At 62.1% G+C, this 22,383-nt stretch carries 13 protein-coding genes; 7 read left to right on the plus strand and 6 right to left on the minus strand.

What is annotated here, in order from left to right:
* The first annotated feature begins 680 nt into the window (after positions 1-680).
* From C0398_05180 to C0398_05195, 4 genes are all read left to right on the plus strand, one after another.
* Entirely contained in the window at positions 681-1,052 is a 372-nt protein-coding gene (locus tag C0398_05180) for a hypothetical protein (protein MBA4365383.1), read from the plus strand.
* Between the two features lie 35 nt (positions 1,053-1,087).
* Complete coding sequence (locus C0398_05185) at positions 1,088-3,874, plus strand: hypothetical protein (GenBank protein ID MBA4365384.1); 2,787 nt, start codon at positions 1,088-1,090, stop codon at positions 3,872-3,874.
* Between the two features lie 198 nt (positions 3,875-4,072).
* Complete coding sequence (locus tag C0398_05190; protein ID MBA4365385.1) at positions 4,073-6,265, plus strand: hypothetical protein; 2,193 nt, start codon at positions 4,073-4,075, stop codon at positions 6,263-6,265.
* A gap of 80 nt (positions 6,266-6,345) precedes the next feature.
* Positions 6,346-7,116, plus strand: a complete 771-nt coding sequence (locus C0398_05195) for a 4Fe-4S ferredoxin (protein MBA4365386.1) — start codon at positions 6,346-6,348, stop codon at positions 7,114-7,116.
* A 50-nt stretch (positions 7,117-7,166) separates the two neighbouring features.
* Here the strand turns inward: C0398_05195 and C0398_05200 are convergent, their stop codons facing one another.
* From C0398_05200 to C0398_05215, 4 genes are all read right to left on the minus strand, one after another.
* On the minus strand, positions 7,167-7,814 hold the full coding sequence (locus C0398_05200) for a hypothetical protein (GenBank protein ID MBA4365387.1): 648 nt from the start codon (positions 7,812-7,814) through the stop codon (positions 7,167-7,169).
* Positions 7,815-8,087: 273 nt separating this feature from the next.
* Positions 8,088-9,920 carry a multidrug ABC transporter ATP-binding protein gene (locus C0398_05205; GenBank protein ID MBA4365388.1) on the minus strand — a complete coding sequence of 611 codons (1,833 nt, stop codon included), beginning with the start codon at positions 9,918-9,920 and terminating at the stop codon, positions 8,088-8,090.
* Positions 9,913-11,655, minus strand: a complete 1,743-nt coding sequence (locus tag C0398_05210; GenBank protein MBA4365389.1) for a multidrug ABC transporter ATP-binding protein — start codon at positions 11,653-11,655, stop codon at positions 9,913-9,915. Before C0398_05210 ends, C0398_05205 begins: the two co-directional genes overlap by 8 nt.
* On the minus strand, positions 11,648-12,325 hold the full coding sequence (locus tag C0398_05215) for a hypothetical protein (GenBank protein ID MBA4365390.1): 678 nt from the start codon (positions 12,323-12,325) through the stop codon (positions 11,648-11,650). The genes C0398_05210 and C0398_05215 overlap by 8 nt, the downstream gene beginning before the upstream one ends.
* A gap of 250 nt (positions 12,326-12,575) precedes the next feature.
* Between C0398_05215 and C0398_05220 the strand changes: the two genes are divergently transcribed.
* From C0398_05220 to nadE, 3 genes are read left to right on the plus strand one after another with little or no spacing between them, the layout of a single operon-like run.
* Complete coding sequence (locus tag C0398_05220) at positions 12,576-15,872, plus strand: hypothetical protein (GenBank protein MBA4365391.1); 3,297 nt, start codon at positions 12,576-12,578, stop codon at positions 15,870-15,872.
* Positions 15,859-18,570: a hypothetical protein gene (locus C0398_05225; protein ID MBA4365392.1), complete on the plus strand. Its 2,712-nt coding sequence runs from the start codon at positions 15,859-15,861 to the stop codon at positions 18,568-18,570. Before C0398_05220 ends, C0398_05225 begins: the two co-directional genes overlap by 14 nt.
* Positions 18,571-18,607: 37 nt before the next feature.
* Positions 18,608-19,534 (plus strand): NAD(+) synthase, encoded by a 927-nt coding sequence (gene nadE, locus C0398_05230; GenBank protein ID MBA4365393.1) that lies wholly within the window; start codon positions 18,608-18,610, stop codon positions 19,532-19,534.
* 36 nt (positions 19,535-19,570) lie between these two features.
* On the opposite strand, the gene C0398_05235 is transcribed toward nadE, so the two are convergent.
* Both C0398_05235 and C0398_05240 read right to left on the minus strand, forming a co-directional pair.
* Positions 19,571-21,883, minus strand: a complete 2,313-nt coding sequence (locus C0398_05235) for an ATP-binding protein (protein MBA4365394.1) — start codon at positions 21,881-21,883, stop codon at positions 19,571-19,573.
* 66 nt (positions 21,884-21,949) lie between these two features.
* Positions 21,950-22,279 (minus strand): tRNA-binding protein, encoded by a 330-nt coding sequence (locus C0398_05240; protein MBA4365395.1) that lies wholly within the window; start codon positions 22,277-22,279, stop codon positions 21,950-21,952.
* Positions 22,280-22,383 lie beyond the last annotated feature (104 nt).

Genomic DNA, 22,383 nt, shown 5'->3' on the forward strand with positions numbered 1-22,383 from the left:
AACCGTCAAGCAGATGCTCGAGGAGGGCAGCGTCCAGGGGTTCCTGGGCAAGCCGTACGACCTGAACCAGCTGCTGGGAAAGGTGCAAGAGCTTCTCCGTAGAAGTTGAGCGCGTTGCTTGTAACAGGGGACAGCCGTAGTTGTTGTAACATGCTGCAACAAAGGCAGGGCTGGATTCCCGCCTGCGCGGGAATGACGGAGGGGCGCGGGAATCATGGATTACCTATGTGTACTTCGACCGCCGAACGTGCCACGCCCGTCGTATGCACCAGCTGACCTCAAAGGAAAAGTGAAGAATGCGGTATACGGTTGGTTCGAGAAAGGTGTAGCACAGGTGGCAGCAGAACACTGAGAACCCGGTCGGCAAGGACTGGGCCTCAGATGAGCCAACAGGACAGCACAAGGAAGACACAGACCATCTTCCTCTCTTCTCCTCCTCCCTCCACATCGCCCGGCTACCCTGCCGGGCGATCTCCTTTCCAAGTCGAGACCACCTCACATGTGAGAGACCGGTTCCTGTTGTCGCGCCGCAAATCCATTATACTACAAGAGGTGCACGGGCGTCTGCGAGTCCTGAAAGGGGCTCCTGAGCTGCCGAGTGCACGGGCGATCGCACCCCCAAGTCGTGCGTGTGGCCGTCCGCTGCCGTGGGACAGCGTTTTGGCCGCAAGGAGGATTGTATGACTCTTGCTATCGAGCCGGCTGAGCCCGTCACTGTGGAAGTGGCGCTCGGCTGTGGCACCTCGCGGACCGTAACGGTCCACTGGGAGGGGGGGACATTGTACGCGCGCGCAGGCTCACAGCCTCAGCTCGCGTTTCAACCGTCCCTTGAAGCATGGAAGCGCTTCTGGCGTGCCGCCGACAAGGCGAACGTCTGGAACTGGGATCGTATGCAGCAGGCCGACCAGCCTGTGCTCTGGCGAATCGCACTGGATAGTGGTGCGAAGCGCGTCACCGCCTCTGGTCAGTCGAGCGCGACCGACGAGTTCAAGACGTTTGTACGCGCCCTCAAGAAACTGCTTCCCGGCGTGAGCCTCCCCTTTTCCACGTGATATCTCCCACACCACCCATCCACTCGGAGGAACCCGTGTCAATCACCAGATTCGTCATCAAGAAAGAAGACATCGACCGCACAGCCTGGCAACAGGTCCTGGTCGAAGCCGACCAGAAACTCTGCTCGGTGTACGCCAAACTGTTCTACCAGCGCGCGCAGGAAGCAGGCAAGGCACACGACTCGCGCACAGAGGCCGTCTACACGTTCCTCGGCGCCGTCGCTTCGCCCGAGCTCAAGCTCGAGACCCCGTCGCGCGACCCCTTTGTCCCCGCTGCCGATCTTCAGTATTCGCGCACGCCGCTCCCTGAAGACTTCTCGGCCGACGAGCTGCGTGTCATCAAACAGCTCATCGAAACTGTCCAGGACGCGGAACTGCGGTCCCGCCTGGCCGACATCCTCTGGGTACGTCAGGGTGACGCCAGCGTCGCCAGCCTGGCTGTCGACAGCTACCTGAGCAGCGCCCTTCATCTCAAGGACGTCGTCCAGTGGGCGGATGGCTACGATCGCCTGAAGCGTTCCTTCGACATCGCCGTCTTCATGGGCAAGGAGACCAAGGCGTACCGCAAGACCATCGACTACCTTCAGAAACAACTCAGTGAGTTTGGCGCCGAGGAACCGACGCCCTGGTGGGCCAAGCTCATCAACCTGCTGCTGGACGCCGGCGAAGGCAACGCCTCCCGGTTTGCCAGCATCTGCGGGACAAGCGCACAGCGCTGCGAGACCGCTGGACAGTGGGAAACCGCCCGCCTGTACTGGCAGGTCAAGGCTCGCTGCGAAACCGCCGCAGGGCAGGACAAGAACAAGGAACTGGCTCTCAAGCGCGCCTCCGACACCTATATCAAGCAGGCCGACGTTGTGCAGTCTGAGGCCCAACCCATCACCGACCACGCGCTGGAACTGATGCGCAGCGCCATGGAATCGCTTGCCAAGGTCCCCGGCAACGAGCAGGCTGTCATCGAGCTCAAGAAGCAGGTCGACGCCCTCGAGCTGAAGCGCAATGATGCTCCCATGAAGAAGCCGTCGCGTATGGATCCGGCAGGCATCACCCAGTGGGCACGTGACCAGGTCAAGAGCAAGGACCTGCGCGGCGCGCTGGTTGCTCTCGCCAATCTGGCCGAAACACCCAAGCCAGCAGAACTGGAAGAGCAGGTCGACGCCAAGACGGGCCGGATGCCGTTCCAGTACCTCATCAGCACCGTCGGCATGGATCAGGAGGGAAAGGCCGCCTCTCACGCTCCAGCCGCCTTCACAGGCGATACCCGCGAGATCCGCACGGCCAAGGAAGCCGAACTGTACCAGGAGGCCGCCCGCAACCGTCAGATCGCTGTGCTTGCGCTGATCGATCCCGCTCGTCGCCAGGTCCTGTCAGAGCATGTCGTTCGACTGGATGACTGGCGTGCCTTCACGACCGACAACCCCTTCATCCCCGTCGGCCGCGAGGAGATCTTCGCCCGTGGCATGGACGCTGGCATGAATGGCGATTTCCTTGTCGCCGTCTCACTGCTGACACCACAAGTCGAAAATGCGGTACGCATCGTCCTGAAGAAGGCCGGCGTCGTCACCAGCAAGATCGACATGCGCAATATCGAGCAGGAACGCGTCCTGGGAGCCCTGTTGGACATGGACGAAGCTGAACGCGTCTTCGGGCGTGACCTCATGTTCGACCTTAGAGGCCTGCTTGTCGAGAAGTTCGGCTCCAACATGCGCAACGAGCTGGCCCATGGCCTTCTGGACCTCGACGATTTCAAGGGTCCTGACGCCGAGTACCTGTGGTGGTGCGCTCTCCGCCTCATGTTCCTTCCATCACTGCAGGGAGTGAAGACCGACCTTTCGCGCCTCCGTCCCGGGACACCCGCTCGTCAGCAGCCTGATCTGATCGATGTGCATGGACGCGTCCACCATCAGGAAAATGGTGTTGGCGAACCCGCGGAGGCTGCACAACCGGCCATCACCGCTCCATCACCTGCTCCCGTTCAGGCCGCCACGTCCACGACACCCCAGCGTGCTCCTGAGCATGACCGTGACCGTAACAGAGGACGTGGCCGCTTCGCTCGCCGTGACCGGGAACAGAGACCGGCGGTGACTGCTGCAGCCACTCCGGTGTCCGCACCTGTACCAACACCTGTGGCGGCCCAGCCGACACCTGCTCCTGTCGTCCAGACAACGCCCACGACGACTCAGCGCCCTGTTGTCGAGACGAGAATCACCCCGGTGGTGCCTCTAGTCTCGGCACCCGCGGCAAGGCCTGCCGGCTCCACCAGACCCGTTGTCGACTTCCGCGCCGAAGTACGTGCGGCGATGGCAGCAGCCGGTCTTGTGGGCTCCACGGACACGAAACCCCGGCAGCCACCTATTGTCGTCCCCACCAGGGAACGTCCCACAGGCAAGCCCGGAGCTTCCTCCGCTACGACCGCTGCTGTCACCGCTCCGTCCCACAGACGCAGCCGCAGGCCATCACACCCGGTGACCGCTGAGACAAGACCCGTACCACGGACTCCCAGCGTTCCGAAGCCCCAGGCCAGGATCGCACCGACGGTCGCTGAGAAGAAGCCTGTCGAGACAAAGGTTCCCGCGAAGAACACTCCACGCCACGGGCAGCAGCCTGCAACAACAGCCCAGCCGCAACACGGACCAGCAAAATCAGTCGAGAAGAAACCAGAAGCAGCGAACAAGGCTCCTGTCGTCAAAGGCGGCAAGGAAGCCCTGAAGGTGGCTGCCCCGAAGCCTGGACCAAAACCAGCTGCACAGGCAACAAAGGCTCCCCTGAAGCCCCAGCGCGGGCAGAAAGCTCCCAAGCCCTCGACCAACGGCGCCAAGTAGTCATCCCTGCAACACGCAGTCATCAGCCCCGGGACCACGGTCCCGGGGCTTTGTCATTTGCTCTCCCGGCGCTCCGCGCGGACCGCCTGTCGACCCGTTTTTTGACACACGCACATCTGGGGTTAGACTGCTCACACAAGCGGCCTTGCGGAAAATCAGGGCCAGGACTCATCCCAGTGGAGCGATTGCGCACATGAAATGGATGGACGAAGGTTGAACATGCAGGCGACACCGTACACACTGCCATTGCTAGTAGCAGCTGCTATCTCAGCCGTCGTCGCAGTCCTTGCCTGGCGACGCAGGCCTTCTCCGGGTGCCCGGGCCTTCTCGGCGACCATGGTGCTGGTGGTCCTGAACATCCTCGTCTCGCTGTTTCTCCTCGGCAGTACAACGCCGAATTCTTTCCTGTTCTGGGTGAAGACGTCGTTTGTCGGTGGAGCCCTGGGCGTCGCATGGCTGGTCTTCACCCTCAGATATGATGGGAGACCACTGCGCGATGTCACTCGCATTGCAGCGTTAGTAGGAGTAGAACCGACAGTAGTGTTCGTCCTGGCCTGGTTCAACGACCTGCACCACCTGCTGTGGACTCAGGCTGTCGCCGCGCCCATCACGGCCCCCGGTGCCCTCCTGCACGTTGACACACGCTTTGGCCCCCTGTTCTGGGTTTGGACCGCATACCAGTACGCACTTCTGCTGTCGGGTGTCGTGATCCTGCTGCGCGGCCTGTTCAGGGTACCTTCTGCCTACCGTGGACAGACAGTCGCCGTTCTAGTCGCGATGACCGTACCGTGGACTGCCAACATCATGTTCCTGATTGGCCGGACTCCCGTCACCGGCGTCGACCTCACTCCCTTCGCCTTCGCCTTGAGCGGCATAACCCTCTTCTTCGCCCTGTATCGCTTCCGCTTCCTCGACCTCGTCCCCATCCCCCGATCGCTCGTCCTGGAGGCCAGTCCAAACGGAGTGCTCGTCCTTGACGGCCGGGGTCGGATTGTCGACATCAACCCCGCTGCCGAGGCAATCCTGGGGTGCTCTGCCCACGACGTCCTGGGCGCCCAGGGGACGCAGATCCTGCCTGCCCTTTCATCCGCAGTTTCGGGCGCTGATGTCGAGCTCGCCTTCGTCCGTGATGGGGTGGAGCGCTCCTACGACCTCCATGTCGCTCCGCTGCGCAAGCGCATGGGAAAGCTCGCTCTCCTGATGGACGTCACCGACCGCAAGAACATGACCACGCGCCTGCTCCAGGCACAGAAAATGGACGCCCTCGGCCTCATGGCAGGTGGCATCGCCCATGACTTCAACAACCTGCTCACGGGCATCCTTGGTAACCTCAGCATCCTGCGCGAACAGGCGGCTCAACAGGACTCCATGGCAGAGCCGCTGGCTCAGGCGGAGCGGGCTGCCCGGCGGGCTGCCGGCCTCACACACAACCTGCTGACGTTCAGCCGCAATGGGAGTCCTGCGCCGACGTCCGTCAATCTCAGCCAGTCTGTCGACCTCACGCTGCAGTCGATCGCGGAGCTGGTACCTCCCTCCGTGACGATCTCCCGGGATTACGCTCCGGACCTCTGGAACGTGCTCATCGACCAGGTTCAGCTTGGGCAACTCGTCATTAACCTCGTCGTGAACGCCCGGGACGCCATGAACGGCGCAGGAACGCTGACCATCCGGACCAGCAACGTCGACCTCGACGAGCGGTTTGCCCAGGAACATCCCGAGACCCGGTCGGGAGAGCACGTTCTCCTAGAAGTGACCGACACCGGCGGCGGCATGACCGACGCGGTGCGGCAGCACCTGTTCGAACCATTCTTCACGACCAAGCCCGTGGGACATGGAACCGGTCTGGGCCTCGCTGTCGTCTACGGGGCAGTCCAGCAAGCTGGCGGCTGGATCATCGTGGACACGGTGGCAGGAGAAGGGACCACGTTCTCCACATACCTGCCACGGTGCAGGGAGTCGGCGAAGGCTCCGACGGCGCAGGAACCATGTACGCAAAAAACACAGGGGCACAAGACCGTGCTGGTCGTGGACGACGAGGAGATGATCCTGCAGCTCACCCGGCACATGCTGGAAAGGTCGGGCTACACAGTGATGACAGCTTCAGACGGTCCGTCCGCAGTCGCCATCATCCAAGGCGATCCTACCGCCGCGGACATCGTGGTGTTGGACATGACCATGCCAGGCATGACGGGGGACCAGGTGCTGAGGAAACTGAGACGGCTGGGGTATACGGCCCCTATCCTCATCTCGTCGGGGTATTCGCTGGGCGGCGGCATCCAGGAGCTGGTTGAGACCCCTGGAGGAGCCGACGGGTTCCTGCCCAAGCCGTACAGCATCCAGGAGCTCTTGGAGGCGGTCAGCGCGGCACTGGACCGCATCCGGACGAGCTGAGAACGCCCCTGTTGAATGGCAGCCCGTCCTTGCCATACTGCTCGCAGGAGGTGGACTCGATGAGTACACCAGTATCCCATATGCACAGATGTCAGAGTGTTCGCAGTGCCCTTCTGCTCGGCTCGTTCCTGCTGTTTCCTGTGACCTTCTATTACCTGTCCCCCTATCTCATCATCATGGGTGCCGGCGAACGTACAGCATCGGGCAGCATGGTGGTCTTCGGCGTGATGACCCTGACCGCGCTGGTGCTTGGTCGCCTGTTCTGCGGCTGGGTGTGTCCCGCCGGGGGACTAGGCGAGGCACTGTTTGCCGTGCAGAACAGGAAAGTGAACAACAGGTCCAACTGGACACGGTGGCTGGTCTGGGTCCCGTGGATGGCCGCGATTGTTCTCATAACCCTGCAAGCGGGTGGCATCAGGCGCGTCGACGTCCTGTACCAGACCGACCATGGGATCTCATTGACGACTGCCGGCGGCATGGGACCCTACATCATCTTCTACGCAGTCCTCGCGCTGGTCTTCGTCCTGTCGATCACGGCGGGCAAGCGTGGGTTCTGCCACTCTGCCTGCTGGATGGCCCCGTTCATAATGATTAGCAGAGGAGTTCGCAACGTGCTCCGCCTTCCTGCAGTCCAGCTGCGCGCCGAGACGCCTGCGTGTGTCGGCTGTCGTGCCTGCACGATCGCATGCCCGATGAGCCTAGAGGTCCATGCGATGGTCTTGGGCGGCCGAATGGAAAACAGCGAATGCATCCTGTGCGGCACTTGTGTCGACGTCTGCCCCCACAACGTCATTCACTACGACTTCGGCAGACCTCGCCCCGCGAACCCCGTCCAGCCGGGGAAACCGTAATCGCCATTCAGCACGTCGCAATGACGGCGTGACGGGCGTCGTGCGTTCCTCTACGACGTAACGATCGACCAGGCAGCGTAGAGCAGCAGGCCCACCAGGACGAGGGAGTAGGCGAACCTGACTCTCGGGTTGGCGATGAAACGCTGGATACCGGCACCCAGCAGCGCCCACAGCGAGGTAGAACAGAAACTCAGGGCAGCGAGCGACACCGCAGAGATGACGACTGTCAGCCAGCTCTTTGTCAGCGGAGCCAGCAACGTGGCGTACATTGTCAGCCCGAACAGGATGACCTTGGGGTTGACGAGCTGCAGTAACAGCCCATCGCGGTACCGGGTGCCGCTCGCCGCGGGGGACGCATGTTTCTTGTCCTGTGGCCGCACGACGGTCCAGGCGATCCATAGCAGATACGCGACGCCCGCGATCTTCAGCACAATCGCGATTCTGCCATAGGCCGAGACGAGGAGCTCCGTCAGCAGTCCCGTTGCCACCATGATGCAGAAGAACCCAGTAACGACACCCCCGATGAAGCGCAGCGTGCGGGGATACCCTACGCGCATCCCCAGCGATGAAGAGGTTATGTTGTTGGGTCCAGGTGTAAAGATGGAAACCAGCGCGTAGCCGAGCACCGGCAGCAACTCGATCCCCATCACACGCATGGCATCTCCGCAAGCCCGATTAGACGTACTACCATAATCCATGTCGCCACATCGTTCTCCCTTGTCATCGCTCCCCCTCTGGCGACAGTGTAGCAGGAAAGCAGGTCTGTCCTTATATTGCCAGAGATGTGGTTTCCCACCTCCGCGGGAACGACGGATGAGGAGAGACTGTCATTGACTCGTCATGCCCGCGCAGGCAGCTACTCTGTCACTCCCGCGCAGGCGGGAGTCCATACGTATTCAGAGACATGGGTTCCCGCCTCCGCGGGAACGATGGACAAGGAGGGGCTTCCGGACGGCCAGGCACGTTGCGGCTTACGAGACGGCAGCCGGAGTTGCGATCCCCTTGAACTGGGACATGTACAGGTTGTAGTAGAATCCGTGCTGTGCCAGAAGTGACGCGTGCGTTCCCTGCTCGATGATGCGTCCGCCATCGATGACCAGGACCTGGTCGGCAGTGCGGATAGTGCTCAGGCGGTGTGCGATGACGAAGCTGGTGCGCCCCTTCATGAGGTTCAGTAGCGCCTGCTGGATATGGATCTCGGTACGGGTGTCGACGGATGACGTGGCCTCGTCGAGGACGAGGATGCGTGGATCGGCGAGGATAGCACGCGCAATGGTCAGCAACTGGCGCTGTCCCTGACTGAGGTCACTGCCCCTCTCGGCGAGGATGGTGTCGTATCCCTGCGGAAGTCGCCGAATGAACTGGTCGGCGTTGGCCAGCGTGGCTGCCGCCACGATGTCCTCGTCCGTCGCGTCGAGGCGTCCATAGCGGAGGTTCTCCTTCACGCTCGCAGAGAACAGGAACCCGTCCTGAAGCACGATGCCCAGCTGGCGGCGCAGGCTGTCCACCTGCACGTCGCGGATGTCCGTGCCATCGATCGTGATCGCCCCACCCTGGATGTCGTAGAACCGAGAGAGGATGCTGACCATTGTCGTCTTCCCTGCCCCAGTAGGGCCGACCAAAGCCACCATCTGGCCTGGCAGCGCATGCAGGCTGACGTCGCGCAGGACCGGGACGTCCTTGAGGTAGCCGAAATCCGCGTGGTCGAACACGACGTCGCCCTGGATCTCGCTGAGCGGGGCTGCTTCCGGCTTGTCGCGCAATTCCGGCCGATGATCAATGACCTCGAACACGCGTTCAGCTCCCGCCAGAGCCGCCTGGATCGTATTGAGCAGGTTGGCGACCTGCAGAAGAGGCTGCGACAGCCGCTGTGTATAGGTGATGAAGGCCGAGACGACACCGATCGACACGGCACCCTTGATGGCAAGCATCCCGCCAACCCCCGCGACGACGGCGATGTCCGCGTGGTCCAGTACCATAAGCAGCGGCATGACGAGCATAGCGATAAACTGCGCCTTGCGCCCTGCGGCAAACGCCGCCTGGTTGCTCCGATCGAACACCCCTAGAGCTGTGGCCTCCTGGCCAAACGCCTGGACGACGCGCTGGCCGCCGACTGTTTCGTCCATCACACCGTTTAGTGCGCCCACCGTGCGCTGCTGCTCAAGGAAGAGAGCGCGCGTCCGTCCCATGATCCCGCCCGTCAGAAGGAACATGAAAGGCATCATGGCAAACGCAGCCAGCGCAAGCCACCCGTTGAGAGCCAACATGATACCGATGATGGCCGCCACACTCAGGACATTGCTGACCAGTGAGGTCAGGTCCTGCGACAGCGACTGGCTGATGGCGTCCATATCGTTCGTGAGGCGGCTCATGAGGTCTCCCTGCGAATGCCGGTCGAAGTAACTCATTGAAAGCGTCTGCAGGTGCTCGAACAAGTTCCGCCGCATGTCACGCACAGCGCTCTGTGAGATGTCTGCCATGATCCATGCCTGCAGCGAACCGGCTAGCCACGTGCCAATGCCGGCAGCGGTCATCAGGCCGGCGATGCGCACCAGCCCCTGGGCACTGCGCGTCGTGATGATGGTATCGATCGCCCGTCCGATGAGGAGCGGGCTCACCAGGGACAGCCCTGCTCCGATCACCAGCAGGAAGGTGACCAGCACAAGCTTTCCACGATAGGGCCTCAGGTAGGCGATCAGTCGACGTGCGGCTCCACGTGCGTCCTTCGCCCTGGCCGTCGCCATGGCTCCGCCCATCGGGCCGCCGCCGCGCGCAACCTGTCCACGCGTGTTCTGATCAGCCATTTGTGGTTCCTCCTCCGAGCTGTGACTCGTAGATCTCGCGATATATGGGGCTCGTCTGCATCAGCTCCTGATGTGTTCCCTCGGCCGCAATGCGCCCCTTGTCGAGAACCAGGATCTTGTCGGCTGCCAGCACGGTGCTGATACGCTGGGCGACGATGAAGACGGTGCACTGGCTGTGCAGGAGCAACAGCGCTTCCTGGATGCGGGCTTCGGTGTCGACATCGACCGCGCTCGTGCTGTCGTCCAGAATGAGAATACTCGGCTTGAGGAGCAGGGCGCGGGCGATGGCGATGCGCTGCTTCTGACCCCCCGAGAGGTTGGCGCCGCGTTCCTCGACCATCGTGTCGTACCCCTTCGCGGTGCTGAGGATGAACTCCTCGGCCTGCGCGGCACGCGCCGCTGCCTCCACCTCCTCCTGACTAGCGTCGGGACGGCCGTAGCGTATGTTGTCCCGCAGGGTGCCCGTGAACAGCACGGCTTCCTGCAGTGCAATGCCCATGTGTCGGCGCAGTGACGCGAGAGTGACATCCCGCACATCGATCCCGTCGACCGTCACACTGCCGCCACACACGTCGTAGAACCGCGGGATGAGGTGAACCAGCGTCGTCTTTCCCGAACCGGTCTCACCAAGGATCGCGACCGTCTGTCCTGGCTCGGCGGCGAAGCTCACATCCTGGAGCACCGGTTCCCCGCACTCGTGGTCGTAGCTGAACGTCACGTGGTCAAAGGCCACCCTGCCACTGACGTCGGAAAGGTCGACGGCACCCGGCTGGTCGACGATACTGCTCTTGGTGTCCAGCACACCATTGATGCGTCCCGCAGACGCCTCGGCCTGCGACAGCATGACGAGCAGCATGCCCATCATCAGCAGCGGGAACATCGTGAACATCAGATAGTTGATGAATGCCATGAGCTGGCCTGTCGTCATCGTGCCGCCGATGGCCTGTCGTCCGCCGATGAGGATGACAAGCACCATGCCCAGGTTGATGATGACGGTCATGGTCGGCATGACCACGGCGAACAGCCTCTGAACGCGCTTGTTCTGATCCATGAGGTCGTCGTTGACCACGCCGAACCGACGGTTCTCCTCGCTGGAACGGACAAATGCCTTCACGAGCCGCATGCCGGCCAGGTTCTCCTGCAGGACGGTGTTCAGGCGGTCCAGCTTTGCCTGGACGCGCAGGAAGATGGGCTGAGCCCTGGTGGACAGCACAACGATCATCGCGCCGGTCACCACCAAGAGTGCCACGACCCAGACCGCGAGGCGCGGGCTGGTGACCAGCATGAGCACGATGCTGCCAAGCATCATCAGCGGTGCGCGGGTCATGATGCGCAGTCCCATCTGGACGGTCTGTTGCACGCGGTTGACGTCGCTGGTCAGGTTGGTCATGAGTGCACCCGTGCGGTGGTCGTCGAGGTTGTCGAAACTGAAGCCCTGGATGTTGCGGAAGGTCGCCGCACGGACATCGGTCCCAAATCCGAGGGCCACGTCGACCGAGTAGCGCGTGTTGACGATGGAGACGACGGCGCCCAGCGCCGAGACGGCCAGCATGATGCCCATCGTCATCAGGACAGCGCGCATGTCTCCCTTCGCAATGCCATTGTCGACGATGGCCTGGATGAGACGCGGAACTGCCAGATCAGTGAGGATGGAAACGGTCAGTGCAACCAGTGCTATAGTGGCCTTGTGTCGATACGGCTTTAGGTACCTGAGGATTTTCATGAGGTTAGACATCTGGCGTTCCCTTCGGCTTCATCAGCCCGTACAGCAGGAGGTCGGCCGTCACATGCGCCGCGCGCTCCCGTACTCCTGGATCTTCGGAGCTCCCGGTATGCCGCAGCAACGGCATCATGGAGGCCATGAGCGCGCCGATGAGTGCCTGTGCAGCGTACACAGGATCCATCGGTCGGAGCCATCCGGCTGCGATGCCACGTTCCATGAGGCCTGCGACCCGGATGACCGTCTCGTGCATATGACCCGCCTGATACTGGCGGAACAGCTCGTCGTCCGTCCACGCCTCCTTGATGATCGTACGTATCCAGGGTTGTTCGGGACCAGGTTCCAACACGGCCCGCTCAATGAGATGGACGAACCCCTCACGGTCGGTCATGCCTTCAGCTTCCACCATCAGACGGTCCACGGGGGTTGGAGAACGGGAGATGATGGCGACCAGGATGTCGCGCTTGCTGCTGAAGTAGTTGTAGAGACTGCCTTCGGCCATGTCGGCCGCCGCCGCGATTTCCCTGGTCGTCGCCTGCGCATATCCCTTGGTAGCGAACACCGAAGCCGCCGCCTGAAGGATTTCCTCCTGCCGGCGCTCAACGCGTCGTTCCCGCCGCGCAAGACCGTCCTGTTGGTTCAGATCATCAGCCATCCCTAGACTCCCTTCTGAATCCATACTCATTTTATGAGCGTCTGCTCATTAGTCTGCCATTATAGACGCAAATCAGTTCTGTACTAACCATTGGAGTACGAAGGTCCTTCACGGATGACGCCGAACCTTGAGAGACCAGGTCTGAACGTCATGCCGGACTGGCAAGACACGTGTTCCGGTGAACCATCAGGCGGGAGCGCACAATGGTTGACAACCCCTTCCTGTGGATCGCCGTCGGCCACCTTGCACAGCACCCGTTCTCCGTCATAATGGGAACGATATGGAGAAGAAACCATGGCGCGAGAACAATCGTGGTGATGAGGCTGGGATGAGCGACAGGAACGTGCCGGTCACGGAGGATACAGCAAACGACCAGGAGTTGACCCGATTGATGGCAGGTCTGCCCGGTATGGTCTACCGAGCCTCTGCTCAACCTCCATTCGCGTTCGAACTGGTCGGTGGAGGGTATGAGCACATCCTGGGCCGTTCCTCCGACGAACTCACGAGGAAGCTGGACGTCCGCTCCAAGCTCATGTACCCCGATGACGTCGCTCGCTACCAGGCCATCGTGGAGAACGCCGTGAACCACGGTGAGACGTTTCAGATCGAGTACAGCGTCATCTACCCTGACACCACAGAACGAGTGGTGTGGGAGCAGGGCAGACCCATCCGCGCACCCGACGGATCCTGCGTCATCGAAGGAAGCATCATCGACATCGAGGGACCAGTATACGCACGGAAGGTGCAGGACGCCACGTATCGCATCTCCCAGGCGGCAGTGTCCGCTGAGAGTCTGCAGGAGCTGTATAGCCGCATCCACCACATCATTACCGAGCTGATGCCGTCCGAAAACCTGTACATCGCACTCCGGGATCCACAGACAGGGTTCATTGCATATCCCTACTATATCGACGAATGCGACGTCGTGCCTCCCGATCCACAGACAGCGGAGACGGGCCTCACGGCATACATCCTGCGCACCGGCATACCACTGCTCATGAGCGAATTCGCTGAAGCAGAGCCGGTCAAATCCGGAAGTGTTACTCCCACGGGAACACCTCCCATCAGCTGGCTCGGTGTCCCGCTGCGGCTGAAGGGAAAGCCGGTCGGCGTCCTCGCCATTCAGGTCTATCATGGCTCCTATCGATACACGGAGGATGACCGCAACGTGCTGTCGTTTGTCGGTGATCAGATTGCGGTCGCCATCGAGCGTCGACGTGCCGCAGTATCCATCCGGGAGAGCGAACTGCGCTACCGGTTGCTCTTCGAAGACGCCCCCGTCGCTCTCTGGGAGGAGGATTACTCCGAACTCAGTAAGCGTCTGAAGCAGGTGTTTCCGCCGGGAACAGGAGACATCGCCGTGTGGCTGCACTCCCACCCCGAGGTCGTCCGGGAGCTTGCATCGCTCGTCCGTGTCACCGATGTCAACCGTGCAGCCCTTAGACTCACCGGCGCCAGCCAGAAGAGCGAACTGCTTGGCTCTCTCGTGTCGAGCATGCCTGACGAGGCCCTCGAGCGCTTCGAGCTCCAACTCGTCCACATCGCCGGTGGAGACCTCTCCTTCCAATGGGAAGGGGCTGCCTCCACCGTGCAAGGGGAACCTCTCTCCATTTCGATGCACTGGATGGTCGCACCAGGCGATGAGGAGAATCTGCGCAGAGTCCTTGTCGCGATGGTCGACGTCACGGACCGTGTGGCCGCCGAGAGCTCCCTGCGGGACTCCGAGGAGCGGATGCGTGCTCTGTTCGCCGCCATGAACGACGTCATCGTCATCCTGGACCGAGGCGGCAGATGCATCGAGGTGGTTTCCACTGGGGTATCGCGGCAGTACTCAGCGGCCCGCCTCGTCGGCAGGAGTGCACGCGAGGTCTTCACTCCGGAGGCTGCCGAGGCGGTTTTCGCCCAGATTCAGCGAGCTCTTGGTGAGCACGTGACGACCGAAGTGGGGTTCACCCACAACATCTCCAGGTCTCGGCATTGGTTCGAGGTCCGCATCAGTCCGCTCTCGGAGGAGCGGGTCCTGCTGGTCGCGCATGACGCGACAGCTCGCCATGACGCACAGGAAGCAGCGCGCGCCGAGGCGTCCAAGGCCGAAACCTACTTCAACACGTCAGGGGTCATCATGGAAGTCATCGACACCGACCTCCGGCTCGTGCGCCTCAACCAGAAAGGCTATGACTTCTTCGGATACGCGCCGGACGAGATCGTGGGCAAGGACTGGTTCGACATCAAGCTGCCAAAACGCGAGCGCGACAAGATCAAAGCGTTGGTCCGCAGCGAGCTTGCAGGGCAGCCCCTCCCCGTCTCCAACGAAGGACTGGTTGTCACGCGCAGTGGCGAGGAACACATCGTCGAATGGCATGACTCCCTGCTAAAGGACCAAAACGGCCGGGTGACCGGGCTCATGTCCTCGGGCGTTGACGTTACCGAACGACGGCGTCTCGAACACGAGCTTCAGCGGATGGACAAGCTGGAGTCACTGGGCATCCTGGCAGGTGGCATCGCCCATGACTTCAACAACATGTTGACCGGTATCATCGGCAACATCAATCTGGCTCGCATCGAGGACGACACGGACCGTTCCCGCGAACTGCTGCAGGAGGCAGAGCAGGAGATCCTCCAGGCTCGCGGGCTGTCGCAGCAGCTGCTGACCTTCGCCAAGGGAGGGGCTCCCATCCGTTCCGTTCAGGACCTTGCTCACATCCTGCGGGAAGCGGTCAGCTTCGCCTTGCGCGGTTCTGATGTTTCCGCTTCGTTCGACTTGCCCACGGACCTGTGGTGGGCAAGCGTCGACAAGGGTCAGCTGTCTCAGGTCTTCTCCAACATCGTCATCAACGCTGACGAGGCGATGCCTGCTGGAGGGACGATTTCCATCGTTGCACGCAACGTCACCATAGAGGCCGGCACATACCCGGACTTGGCTCCAGGCGACTATGTCCGCATTAACCTCAGCGACACTGGCATAGGGATCGCCGAGACGGACCTTCGCAGGATCTTCGATCCGTTCTTCAGTACAAAGCGCCGTGGCAGTGGCCTTGGCCTGGCGACGTCGTATGCCGTCGTCCACAAGCATGCCGGATACATCGACGTTGCCTCGACACCAGGTGCCGGCACGACCTTCTCGATCCTCCTGCCGGCTGCCCCCGCCGGTCCATCCAGTCAGTCGTCCGAGACAGCACCCCGGTTCAGTGGACACGGCCGCGTCCTGGTCATGGACGACGAACCCACGGTGCGACAGGTGGCGGTTGCGATGCTGAAAAAACTTGGATATGAGGCCGAGGCCGTCTCTGACGGGGCCAGTGCACTTCGTGCTGATGCAGAGGCCTGTGCCGCCGGGCGTCCTTTCAGCATTATCATCATGGACCTGACGATCCCAGGTGGCATGGGAGGCGAAGAGGCGGTCGTGGCACTCCGCGGCCAGCGCACGACGGCGCGCCTCATCGCCTCGAGTGGATATGCCACCGATCCTGTCATGGCTCAGTACCGTTCCTATCAGTTCGACGCCGTCCTGGCAAAACCGTACAGCTTCGCTGAACTGACGTCGGTCCTCGCCTCTCTTTTGGATGGCAGAGGCTGAACGTCACAATAGTCGTGTGTCACTGTTCGTGCCCTGGCGATTGTGGCTCGGAGGAATACGCATGAAGGCATCTCGTCTGGCCATACTGCTCGTCCTGGCTGCAGCTCTGACAGTACTGCTGGGGATTCCACCCGATGTTGTGGCAGCGCCTCCCAGCAGCGTCCTCATCCTCAACTCCTACCACCAGGGCTACTCATGGACGGACGGTGAGGTCGCAGGGATCCGCAGTGTCCTCGACGACTCGCCGTCGAGGGTCCAGCTCTCTGCAGAGTACCTCGACTGGCACCGGTTCCCCTCACAGGAGAATCACGATCAGGTCGAGACGCTGCTGCAGACCCGCTATGGCGCCAGCAAACCCGACGTCCTGATCGTCACTGACAATCCGGCACTGGAGTTCGCACTGGACCACCGCAGCACTCTATTTGCCGGCATACCCATTGTGTTCTGCGGCATCAACAACTATGAGACGTCCTTGCTCCGGGGAGCGAACAATGTTACGGGTGTTGCCGAGGAGATCGACCCCGCGGGGACACTTGCGCTGGCGCTCAGGCTGCATAAGCGCTCCACCAGCGTCTACGTCATCACCGACTTCACTGAGACAGGAATTGCTGTTCGCCGAACTATCCAGATGGTCATCCCCGAGTTTCAGGACCGCGCTGCGTTCGCGTTCTCCCCTGATGCAACAGTCGCAGAACTCATGGACGCCGCAGCAGCACTTCCCGGAGGTACTATCATCCTGGCTGCCCCGTTCGTCCGCGACCGCGATGGCGTGTTCATAGACATGCCAGAATTCACTGCTGAGCTCGCCCGGCACACCAGTCTTCCCATCTACGGCCTCTATGAGCAGGGCCTGGGTCAGGGCATCGTCGGCGGCGTGCTCACCAGCCCTCAGCTGGGGGGTGCAACAGCGGGCGAACTCGCCGTGCGCGTCCTGGCCGGTGAGCCCGCCGGTTCAATCCCAGTGGTGACCAGGCAGTCAACGCACGCGGCGTTTGACTGGAACAGACTGGAGGCATTCGGCATCCCGGTGTCCAGCCTGCCTGTCGGGGCTACGGTGATCAACCGCCCCGTCACCATCCTGGACACCAACCGCAGGCTTGTCGTCCTTACTGCCGTGGTCATGTTGCTGCTGGTGCTGGGCATTGCCTTCCTTGGGGTCAATGACGTCCGGCGCGAACGGGCCGAGGCCAAGGCGCTTCGCCTGGCTACCGCCATCGAACAGGCCGCCGAGGCTATCGCCATCACCGATCCCGATGGCGTCGTTACGTACATCAACCCTGCATTCGAGAACGCCACCGGGTTCCCGGACGTGGACAGCACAGGACGCAACATCCGCGAACTCCTGGGCGACGAGGTTGCCGTCCCTCTCGAACGACGTGAACAGGAGAACCTGAACACCTACGACAGCTGGAAGAAGAAAATCACCAGTGTTCGCAAGGATGGCAGCCTGGTGGAACTCGACTTGACGGTCAGTCCCGTCCGTGGCCCCGGTGACGAGGTTGCCAACTACACCTACGTCGGGCGTGACATCACCCAGGAGGCTGCTCTCGAGGAGCAGTTGCGCCAGTCCCAGAAGCTGGAAGGGATCGGACTCCTGGCTGGTGGTGTCGCCCACGATTTCAACAACATCCTGACGGGCATCCTGGGATATGCCAATATGCTGGAGCCGGACGCCGCTCCCGGGAGTACCATGCAGGAGGGTCTGCATGTCATCCAGCAGGCGGCCGAGCGAGCGGCCGAGCTCACCAAGCAGCTGTTGAGCTTCGCGAGGCGGGGCAAGCGCCAGAACACTACCGTCGACCTCAACAGCACCATCCTCGAGGTCGTGTCGCTGCTTACCCGAACGGTCAACAAGAACATCAGTGTGACCGAGCACTTCGATACAGACCAGGCAACGGTCCTGGGAGACCCCGGACAACTCCAGCAGGTCGCCCTCAACCTGGCCATCAATGGGCGCGACGCGATGCCGCAGGGTGGGACCCTGACGTTCCGGACATGGTGCCAACTCTTCGACGGCGAACAGCTCATGGCACACCCCGGGGCGAAGCCAGGTATGTTTGTTGCGTTATCCGTTGCGGACACTGGTGTCGGCATCGAGAAAAAGAACCTCCGCCGCATCTTCGAGCCGTTCTTCACCACCAAGGACGCAGGAAAGGGGACCGGCATGGGACTTGCTATGGTGTACGGGATCGTGAAGGCACATCAAGGGTTCATCGACGTCGAGAGCGAAATGGGCAAGGGGGCCACGTTTACCGCGTACCTCCCGGCAACCGACCTTGTACCTGTGACTGCGCACCCTGCCGGTCTTCCACGCAAGGGACACGGACGCATCCTGGTCGTCGACGACGAAGAAGTCGTCCGCAAGCTGGCGCGCGAGATGCTGCGCCGGGCAGGGTACGACGTCGTCACCGCCGCCGGTGCCACAGAGGCAGTGACATGGTACCGTGCGCATCCCCATGAAACTGACCTCGTCATCATCGACATGGTCATGCCCGGCAAGGATGGTCAGGAATGTTTCAAAGCCCTCAGGGCCATCGACCCCGACGTGCGCGCCATCCTGTCGACGGGCTACGGTCTCGATGGACATGCGCAGGATACCCTCGATGCAGGCATGGTCGGCTACGTACAGAAACCGTATCACATGCAGGACCTCGTCACTGCAGTCGCCGACGCACTCGCGGACAGACCATCCGCCTGACGCGCCGGACCGCCCATGACCGGAAGGAGGCACCGGGTTGAGCATTCGTGACCAGCTCGTCCTCGGCAGTCCCGCTGCGATCGCGGACCGTATCATGTCGTTCCTTCGTGACCATGTGCAGCAGCGCACCAGCGACGGGGTGGTCCTTGGCCTCAGCGGTGGCATCGATTCGGCGCTGGGAGCCTGGCTGGCCGTGGGAGCGCTCGGTGCGTCCAGGGTCTCCCTTCTGTTCCTCCCGGAGCGGGACAGCAACCCCCGGAGCAAGGTTGATGCCGTCTCGGTAGCGACCGCACTTGGCGTCCCGCTGCAGACAGTCAGCATAACACCCATGCTGCGGGCTGTGGGCGCCTACCGCCTGGTTCCTCCGGCATGGCTGGTACCCCGCTCGCTTCAGGAACGGTACGTCAGACGACGCTACCAGGCACTGCAGGGTGGACAAGCGTCTGCGTTCATCAGGGTGCTCCGCGGCGGTGACGGGGTAGAGGAACTGCGCAGGGACAGCGCCTACGTCCGCGTCAAGCATCGGCTGCGCATGGCCATCTGGTACTACTGGGCCGAGATACATAATCAGCTGGTGATCGGGAACTGCAACTTGACGGAGAAGATGACTGGTTACCTCGTCCGGTATGGGGATACCGGCGCCGATGTTGAGCCCATCGCCGGCCTGTACAAGACACAGGTCCTCCAGCTTGCCCGCTTCATCGGCATCCCCGAGGCTATCGTGGCCAAAGAACCGACCGGCGACGTCGCCCCAGGCATGACGGACGAGTTCGCGCTGCAGATGCGCTACGAGCTTTTGGATCAGATCCTCTGGGGACTCCTCCATGGCATGGACCCGGCAGCCATCGAACGTGAAACTCGGGCGACAGCACAGGAAGTCGCGTACGTCCAGGATCTCCTGTGCCTCTCAGCGCCCATGCGGGAGCTTCCACCCTCGCCGGATCTCACGGGACTCGTGCCCTGACAAGCACTGCGCCCCGCACGGGACAGCGAAGCGCCTCTACCGGAACACGACGCCTACCCGCTTGACGACGATATTGCCCACCTTCGGACGCAGCAGTTTTGCTTCCACCGCCAGGTACTTCGCCCGGGCAGCCTGTTCCTCTGCCGTCACGGTCGCCTGCGTTTGTGCCGCCAGCACTGCCAGCTGCTGCTGAAGGTCGTTTACCTTCTGCTGGAGATCGCCCGCTTTCTCCCGGAACGTCTGAGCTGTTCCCCGTGTCCGAGTGCCCGCCGTGAAGCTGCGCTTGCGCCCGACCAGCAGACCCAGGAAGGCTTCGGCGGTCTGCATGGTCGCCGTAGAGCTACGGTTGCGCGCTTCCATCTGCGCAATGTTCAGTCGCTGCTGTGCCTCAGTCAGGTCATCCTGCAGCTTGCGCTGCTTCTCCTGCAGCTTGTCCTGCACCTTGCCCACGGCTCCGGTGATGTCGGGAGCGGACAGGACGCCCAGCCGCGCCATGAACTGGGCTTCGGTTTCGTTGTCCTGCTGGGAGACCTTGTACGGCTTGCTTGTCAGCAACGTGAGGGGCCGGACCTTCAGGACGTCTTTGAGCCGCGCCGTGATGGTCTTCCAAGACACGGGCTTCTGCAGGTCCGCAGGAACCTCTTCGAACAGCACGCCCTCGGGAGCCTTGTCCCACCATGTCGTGCCCTCGGGAAGCTGCTCCGCCGTGGTCCAGTCGACGGCAGGCCATTGCGAGACTGGGATGGCAAGCAGCAGATGTTCCTGCACGAATGCTCCACTCGTCTTGTCCTCGTACGCCACGTCCGCTTCGCCAAACACGTATGGGTCGAGGGTGGCCCCCGCCGGGACGGGAGCGAACTGGACCGGGACGCCGTCGGGGAACGCAGGCAGGTATCGCGACGGTCCCGACGTCGGCAACGCCTCGTGGGTGACATGCTCGAACTCAATCTTTCGTGACGCCATCAGCTGTCCGACCTGAGCCTTGGTGAGGGGTCCCCGAAGATAGCTCATCGCAAAGCGCGACTGCACGACGACATGTCTGGCGGTATGGACGTTGTGCAACAGGAACTGACGCGGCTTGAGGCTGCCAAGAACGCCGCTGAACCATGCCCTGTCGAGCGTGCCGCCTCCTTCCTGCAGGGCTCCCTCGAGGCCGCCGAGCACACGCTCGCGGTCGCCGTCCTGCTGCAGCTTGCCAATGACCCAGGTACCGGCGTTGCTGAGGCCCTTGTAGTCGATGTCCACCGGGTTCTGGGTCGCCAGCACCACGCCGAGCCCGAAGGCGCGCGCCTGCTTCATCAGCGTGAGCAGGGGCACCTTGGAGGGCGGGTTGAATGGGTACGGCGGGAAGTACCCGAACACCTCGTCGAAGTACAGCAGGGCCCGCAGAGAATCCGTCCCCTGCTGGAGACGCATCCAGGCTAGAACCTCCTGGAGCAGGAGCGTCACAAAGAACATGCGCTCGGCGTCGGACAGGTGTGAGATGGCGAAGATGCTGCAGCGCGGCCTGCCGTCTGGCGCGCGAAGGAACGTCTCGACGTCCAGAGGAGCGCCGTTCAACCAGGACTGGAACGAGGGGGAGGCGATGAGGCCGTTGATGCGCATGGCAAGGTCCAGCCGGTCCTTCGGCGGGAAGAAGGTGTCCACCTCGAAGACGCCGAGTTTCTCGAACGGCGGGTTCTGCAGCTGCACAATGAGGTCTGGGAGGGTCAGGTCCGTGCCCTTGCCCCACGTGTCGTTGATGATGGAGCTGATGAGGATATGCTCACGGCTGCGAATCGGGTCGGCATCGATACCGACGAGGCCGAGGAGGGCAGATGTGACACCCTTGACTTTCTCCTGCGTCTCCTCGTCGCCGAGTTCCCCTGCGGGCCTGCGAAAGCTCTGCAGGACCGAGACCGGGATGCCCGCGGTCGAACCCGGCGTGAAGATCACAAAATCGGCACCCGCCTTGAGCTGTGCGATCCGCTCGGGCGCGATGCCGGAGCCGGCAAGCCCCTTCTGCCATGTCTCGGCGGTGACCGCGGCGGTCTGCTCGACGCTGAGCCCTTTGCGCTCAGCTTCTGCCGGATCCACCCACGGTTGGAACTCCGCGGCGCTCAGTCCCGGAAATGTCAGGAGGAGGTTGCCAAGGTCCCCCTTAGGGTCGATGGCAATCACCGGGACCCCGTCGATCAGGGCCTCTTCGATGAGGTCGATGGACAGGCCAGTCTTGCCGGATCCGGTCATACCGACGATGATGCCGTGCGTCGTCAGGTCCTTGCCCGGATACAGGACAGGGGCTCCACCCTGACCCGTCGCCGGGTCCACCTCGGTGCCGATGTAGAATGTCTTCCTGTCTTCGTCCATGGTTGCCTCCTGATTGAGGTTCTCTCTCATGATAGGCGCAGCGCGCTGTGGCGCAACACCTCTGGATCAGCCGAGCCTGAGCCCGTCGGGCACCGGACGGTCTGCGCCGATCAACACCACCCCTTCGGGTGTGTAGACGCCGAGGACCAGCACTTCTGACAGGAATCCCGCCACGAGACGGCTGGGAAAGTTGACGATGCCAAGCACGTGGCGTCCGATAAGCTGCTCCGGAACGTAGAGAGCCGTGATCTGCGCGCTGGAACGCTTGACGCCCACGTCGGGCCCAAAGTCGATGACCAGCTTGTACGCCGGCTTGCGGGCTTGCGGAAACAGCTCACACGCGGTGATCGTCCCCGTCCTGATGTCGAGTTGCTCAAAGTCCTGTATCGTCGCCACAGTTTCCTCCTGTCCTTTTGGTCAATAGTACGCAGCACGGCGCTCGTGGCAATGGTGACGTGGCGCGAGGCGACTCCATTGAATGACCAGCCTTCATGATAAGC

Origin of the sequence: Coprothermobacter sp. (genome assembly GCA_013824685.1) — a bacterium.
Lineage (GTDB): Bacteria > Caldisericota > Caldisericia > Cryosericales > Cryosericaceae > Cryosericum.